The sequence below is a fragment of the Sphingobium sp. IP1 genome (genome assembly GCF_002708645.1).
Lineage (GTDB): Bacteria > Pseudomonadota > Alphaproteobacteria > Sphingomonadales > Sphingomonadaceae > Sphingobium > Sphingobium yanoikuyae.
Genome location: NZ_NOIW01000182.1, coordinates 1 through 5,915 on the forward strand (window position 1 = coordinate 1; position 5,915 = coordinate 5,915).

General features: G+C 66.1%; 5 protein-coding genes. 2 read left to right on the forward strand and 3 right to left on the reverse strand.

Annotated features, from left to right (window positions below; all coding sequences use genetic code 11):
- Positions 1-147 precede the first annotated feature (147 nt).
- Together dnaA and CG471_RS28625 are read left to right on the forward strand one after the other, a co-directional pair.
- Positions 148-1,566, forward strand: a complete 1,419-nt coding sequence (gene dnaA / locus CG471_RS28620; RefSeq protein WP_004210320.1) for a chromosomal replication initiator protein DnaA — start codon at positions 148-150, stop codon at positions 1,564-1,566.
- Between the two features lie 68 nt (positions 1,567-1,634).
- Positions 1,635-2,252 (forward strand): peptidylprolyl isomerase, encoded by a 618-nt coding sequence (locus tag CG471_RS28625; RefSeq protein ID WP_099234528.1) that lies wholly within the window; start codon positions 1,635-1,637, stop codon positions 2,250-2,252.
- Between the two features lie 10 nt (positions 2,253-2,262).
- Here CG471_RS28625 and CG471_RS28630 read toward each other — a convergent pair whose 3' ends face one another.
- The 3 genes from CG471_RS28630 to CG471_RS28640 all read right to left on the reverse strand — a co-directional run bounded on the left by CG471_RS28630 (position 2,263) and on the right by CG471_RS28640 (position 5,868).
- Complete coding sequence (locus tag CG471_RS28630; protein ID WP_099234529.1) at positions 2,263-3,957, reverse strand: bifunctional diguanylate cyclase/phosphodiesterase; 1,695 nt, start codon at positions 3,955-3,957, stop codon at positions 2,263-2,265.
- Between the two features lie 102 nt (positions 3,958-4,059).
- A complete protein-coding gene (locus CG471_RS28635; RefSeq protein WP_180275834.1) occupies positions 4,060-4,593 on the reverse strand; it encodes a Smr/MutS family protein in 534 nt (177 codons plus the stop codon).
- A 9-nt stretch (positions 4,594-4,602) separates the two neighbouring features.
- A complete protein-coding gene (locus tag CG471_RS28640) occupies positions 4,603-5,868 on the reverse strand; it encodes a murein transglycosylase A (RefSeq protein WP_099234530.1) in 1,266 nt (421 codons plus the stop codon).
- Positions 5,869-5,915 lie beyond the last annotated feature (47 nt).

The following is a 5,915-nucleotide window of genomic DNA, read 5'->3' on the forward strand; positions in this document are numbered from 1 at the left end:
CTGATCGAATCACTTCCTGGCGGTCGTCATAATGTCAGTCGATGTATCAGACTCGGAAAGGCGGGGGCGCTTTTCCGAACCATCTTGTTGCGTCCGATAGTCGTGCCCTCAGGGGCATTTTTGTTGGTATTTTGGGGGCAGCATTCAATGAAGGATAATGCGGCGGTGCTTGGAATTCAGGACGGAGAGGCAGCGGCAGATATGGCCCGCCTGGAATCCGCCTGGACGACCATCCGCACCGGTCTGCGCCGCGACATCGGCGCGCGCATGTTCGACCAATGGTTGAAGCCTGCGCGCCTGGGTGACTATTGCCCCGATTCGCAGACGCTGGATCTCCATTTTGCGTCGGATTTCAGCGCGAATTTCGTTTCCGGCCAGTTTGGCGATCGCCTGCGCATGGCCTGGCGCTGTTCGGGTGCCGGCGTGCGCGAAGTGCGCCTGCGCCGTGCGCCCGATTCGTCGGGCCCGCGCCTGCTGGAAGTGAAGCGCGACGTGGCCGCAGCCGTGACGGCGCCGGCGATCGTTGCCGCTGCGCCGACCGTCGCCTGCAATTTCCAGCCGCGCCATGCCTTCGACCAGTTCGTTCCGGGTGAGACCAACCAGCTCGCCTATTCGGCGGCGCTGGCAATGGCGGGCGAGGCAGAGCCCCGCTTCACGCCGCTCTTCATCCATGGCGGCACCGGTCAGGGCAAGACGCACCTGCTGCACTCGATCGCGCGGGCCTTCTCGGCCCATTCGCCGAGCGCACCGGTGCTCTACATGTCGGCCGAACGCTTCATGGTCGAGTTCGTCAATGCGATGCGCTCGAACGAAACGATGGCGTTCAAGGCCCGCCTGCGCGCCGCGCGCCTGCTGCTGATCGATGATATCCAGTTCATCGCTGGCAAGGGCTCGACCCAGGAAGAATTCCTCCACACGATCAACGACCTGATCGATACCGGTGCCCGTATCGTCGTGACCGCCGACCGCGCGCCGCAGATGCTGGACGGCATCGATCCGCGCATCCTGTCGCGTCTGGCGGGCGGTCTGGTGGCCGATATCCGTCCGGCCGGTCTCGACCTGCGCCTTGCGATTCTGGAAGCGCGCCGCGCCCATGCCGGCGATCCGCCGGTGCCCGATGCGGTGATCGACTTCCTTGCCCGTTCGATCCGTTCGAACGTGCGCGAACTGGAAGGCGCATTCAACAAGCTGGTGGCCTATGGCCAGCTGACCGGTCGCTCGATCGATCTGGAATTTGCCCAGACCATGCTCGCCGATGCGGTGCGCGCCAATGTGCGTCGCCTGACCATCGACGAGATCCAGAAGGCCTGTGCCGCGCATTTCAAGATCGACCTGTCGGAAATGAAGTCGAAGCGCCGTGCGCGCGCCGTCGCGCGTCCGCGTCAGGTGGCGATGTATATCTCGAAGAAGATGACGCCGCGCTCGCTGCCGGAAATCGGCCGCACCTTTGGCGGTCGCGATCATAGCACGGTGATTCACGCGGTGCGCACGATCGAGAAGCTGCGTGAAAGCCATCCGGACATGGACGCCGACGTCCGCGCCCTGATGCGCCAGCTGGAAGGCTGACAGCAGTCCCAACCATGGGCTGACTCCATGGGCTGACAGGGCAGGGTGGTTGGACTAGGCTTGATGCCATGATCCGCACCCTGGCCCTGTTCCTCCTCGCCGCGCTGGCCTCCGGCTCGCTGCTGGCCCAATCTCCAACCCCGGTTTCGCCGCCTGTCGCCTCAAGCGATGTCCGGGTGGCGCTCGACACGAGTGCCGGGCGCATCGTGGTGGCACTGCATCCCGACAAGGCACCGGTCACGGCCGGCAATTTCCTGCGTTACGTCGACCAAAAGCGGTTCGACGGCACCGTCTTCTACCGCGCCGTCGGCGGTCCGGACTACGGCTTCATCCAGGGCGGGACACAGAATGACCCCAAGCGCGTCCTGCCGCCGATCAAACATGAGCCCACGAGCCAGACGGGCCTCACCCATGATGATGGTGCGCTGTCCATGGCTCGCTATGCGCCGGGCAGCGCGACCGGGGATTTCTTCATCGTGCTGGGCAAGATGCCGGCGATGGACGCGCATCCCGAATCGGTCGGCGACAATCAGGGCTTTGCCGTTTTCGCGCATGTGGTCGAGGGGCTGGATATCGTGAGGGCCATCCAGGCAGGTCCGAAATCACCCACCGCCGGCAATGGCGTGATGAAGGGGCAGATGCTGGAGCCGACGGTCAAGATCCTGTCTGCCCGGCGCCTGCCCTGAATCGTCCGGCTTAGAGGCTGCGTCGTTCCGTCGGTTCGACGGCGGGCGCGGTGGCATATCGATCCAGATATTGCGCCTCGCCCATCGGCCGGGCGAGGTGATAGCCCTGAAATAGGGTGCAGCCGATGACACGCAGCATGTCCATCTGTGCCTGCGTCTCGACCCCTTCGATCACCACTTCCATGCCAAGGCCCTGAATCAGCCCGACGACCGCGCTGCAGATCGTCCGCGCCTCTGCGGAGGTCGCGATGTCGCGCACCAGGCTGCGGTCTATCTTCACCCGGTCGACCGGCAATTCGCGCAGCCGGGCCAGGTTGGAATAGCCGGTGCCGAAATCGTCGATGGCGATTCGTACGCCATCTTGTCGCAGCGCGCTGAGCTGTCCCAGCACGCGTTCGTCCATGTCCATTGCCAGCGATTCGGTAATCTCCAGCTCCAGCATGGGCGGCGGGGTCTGGTGCGTCGCCATGGCGTGGCGCAGGCGCAGGAAGAAATCGGCCTGCGCCAGTTCGCGAGTCGAGATGTTGATCGCGATTCGCTGATGCACGCCCGATCGTGCCCAGCGCGCAGCGGTCTCGCATACCCGGCTCATGACCCAGTCGCCCAGCGCGACGATCATGCCGCTTTCCTCCGCAACCGGCACGAAGGCGCCGGGCATGATCAGCGCGCGTTCGGGATGGACCCAGCGCACGAGCGCCTCGGCCGTGACCGCCTGCGCCACCCCGCCATGGCTCATCTCGATCTGTGGCTGAAATTCCAGCAGGAATTCGTCGCGCTCCAGCCCCAACAACAGGTCGCGTTCCAGTTCGGCCCGGTCCGCCGCCTCCAGTGCCAGTTCGGCGGTGAACATCTCGGCGCGGCCCCGGCCTTCATGCTTGGCATGATACATGGCGATGTCGGCCGATCGCAGCAGCGCGGACAGGCTGTCGCCATGGTCGGGATAGCAGGCGATGCCGATCGATGCGCCCAGGTCGACATGCTGGCTGCCCAGTTCGAATCGCTCGCCCAGCGCGAACTGGATGGCACGCGCGATGCGTGAGGCCGCATCGCGATTGGGCAGGGTGGGGAAGAACATGGTGAACTCGTCGCCGGCCAGGCGGCCGATCACGGCGTCGCCCAGGCCTGCGCTGACCTGCGCCATCACCACTTCCCGCAGGCGGCCTGCCACCCGCGCCAGCAACTGATCGCCGGCCGCATGGCCCAGCGTATCGTTGACCGCCTTGAAGCCGTCCAGGTCGATGAAGAACAAGGCTGCCGGTCCTGAGCCGCAACGTTCGACGAGCAGGCGTTCGACCTGCCGACAGAAGCTGGTGCGGTTGGCAAGGCCGGTCACCTGGTCGAACAGTGCCAGCGTCTGGACATGGTCCAGATTGGTGCGGACCTGGCTGAACAGGCTTTCCATCGCCACCGACAGGTCGGGCAGTTCCAGGCCGATCTCGGCGGGGACATGGGAATGAAGATCGCCATGGGCGGCGGCCAGCAGCCGCTCGGTCGCGGTATCGATGGCGCTTGCAGTAGCGGCGATGGTGCGCTGGGCCGATGCCCAACTCATCGTGCCGCACAGGATCGCGATGATCAGGGATCGGCCGACATCGACCAGATCGTCGGCCGCGCCATGGCCCAATAGCAGCGACAGGATGAAGACGAGCGCGCCGGCCGCACAGGCAAAGGCAGCAGCGCGGCTTTTCACTGTCACGCCCTGCATGTGCCTCCCTGCCTGCTCAAAGCTCCCGATAATCGGTGCTGCTGGATCAGGCGGATATGAAGGACAGTGGTTAAGAAAAGGTCAGTGGCTGCGCAAATTGCGTCATTTTTTGCGGCGCAGGATCAGGTAGATGGCGCCGTCGCCGCCATGGCGGGGATGGGCGATGCGCACGCTGGCGATGCGATCGGCATAGGGGCTGGTTTCCAGCCAATGGCCGATCTCGCCCCGGATCGCGCCGCGCCGGCTCGAATCCCGGTGGCTGCTGGCTTTTGGCGGCTTGCCGGTCACGACCAGCAGCACCCGCACATCGCGGGCCAGCGCCGCCGCCAGCGCCTGATTAAGCCTGACATGGGCGCCGGCCAGATTATGGCCGTGCAGGTCGATCGACATGTCGGGGGCGATGTTGCCGCTACGGATTCGCTTTTCCCAGCCAGTGTCGAGCACGGCCGCTGGCGTTCGGGCGGGGGTGATCGGCACCGCCTTGGCAGGCTGCGGCGTTAACCTTGTTTCCGGGGTCGGCGCCGGGGCGACAACGGGCAGGGGCGGGCGCATCATCCCCGGCCGCAGCGGCCGGACCGAACGCGTCAATGCGCCCCAGAGCGCCTGCTCTTCAGAAGATAGGGTCCGGCGTCGCATGGCGCGCGATCACGGGCGCGCCAGCCGTGCGGCTGACCCGATCGGCAGCAATATCAAGGCACTGCCGCGGGCTGACATGCCGCCGGCAATGCCGCGCGCGCGGGCGCCCGCGCCCCAGAAACTGTCGAACCGGTTGGCGCCCTTGATCGCGCCGCCGGTATCCTGGGCGATCCAGATGCCATTGGGTTCGGCCCGGTCGAGCGACAGCAGGACAGGGGCACCCAGCGGAATATATTTGGGGTCGGCCGCCACCGTCGCCTCGGCCGTCACCGGTACGCCCAGCGCGCCGATCGGTCCCGCGCCGGTCAATTCACGGAAGAAGACGAAGCTCTTATTCTCGTTCATGATCGCGGCGCCCTCGGCGGGGTGGGCGCGCAGATATTGCATGATGTCCTGCATCGACCCGGCCTGGATCAGGCCGCGATCCTTCATCAGCTTGCCGATGCCGGTATAGTCGCGCCCATTCTGCCCGTCATAGCCGATGCGCATCAGCCCGCCGTCGGGCAGGGTCAGCCGACCACTGCCCTGGACCTGCAGGAAGAAGAATTCGACCGGGTCCGCCGCCCAGGCCAGTTCCAGCCCGCGCCCGGCGAGCGATCCGCCGACGATCTGCGATCGCTCGTCGAATGGCACGAAATTGCTGCCCTGCACCTTGCCGCGAATGGTGCGGCCCTTCAGGCTGTCGCTGAACAGGCCAAGGTTGACGTCGATCAGTTCTGCCGGGCGGCGATAGATCGGCACCTGATAGCCGGGCTGGCGGGTTCGCGACCCGGCGATTTCGGGCTCATAATAGCCGGTGACGAAGGCCTTGCCCTCGCCCACCTGCACCGCCTCGAAATAGCGGGAGAAAAACTCGGCCGCGGTGGCTTCGGGCCAGCTCGACGCCGCGCTGCAGGCGCTGTTCCAGTCCGATCCGCGCGTCAGGCCGCTCTGGTCGGTGCGCTTCATCAGCGTCGGGCAGGAAATGCGAAAGGCCTGCAGGGCGGCGCGGGCGCGCTCACCGGACGGGATCAGGCTGGCAATGTCGGGGCCGGGCGTGACGCCCAGGCCGGCGGCATTGGCTTGATCCGTGGACAGGTCGTCCAGCGATACGGTCGGCAGTTTCGGCGGCAGGGTGGGGCGGGGCGTGGCCGGGACCGGCCGGGTCGCGCCTTCGCCGCTACCGCTCGGCCGGCTTGGCGCAGGGCCGCCGGCCGATGGCGGAATGACGCCACCCGCGCAGGCGGACAGCATCAGCGCTGCAAGCAGCGCTCCCCCCGAATGACGCAGGCTCACGCTGCCTCGTCGGTTTCGCTGAGCTTCCAGTTGGGATCCGCGCTGCG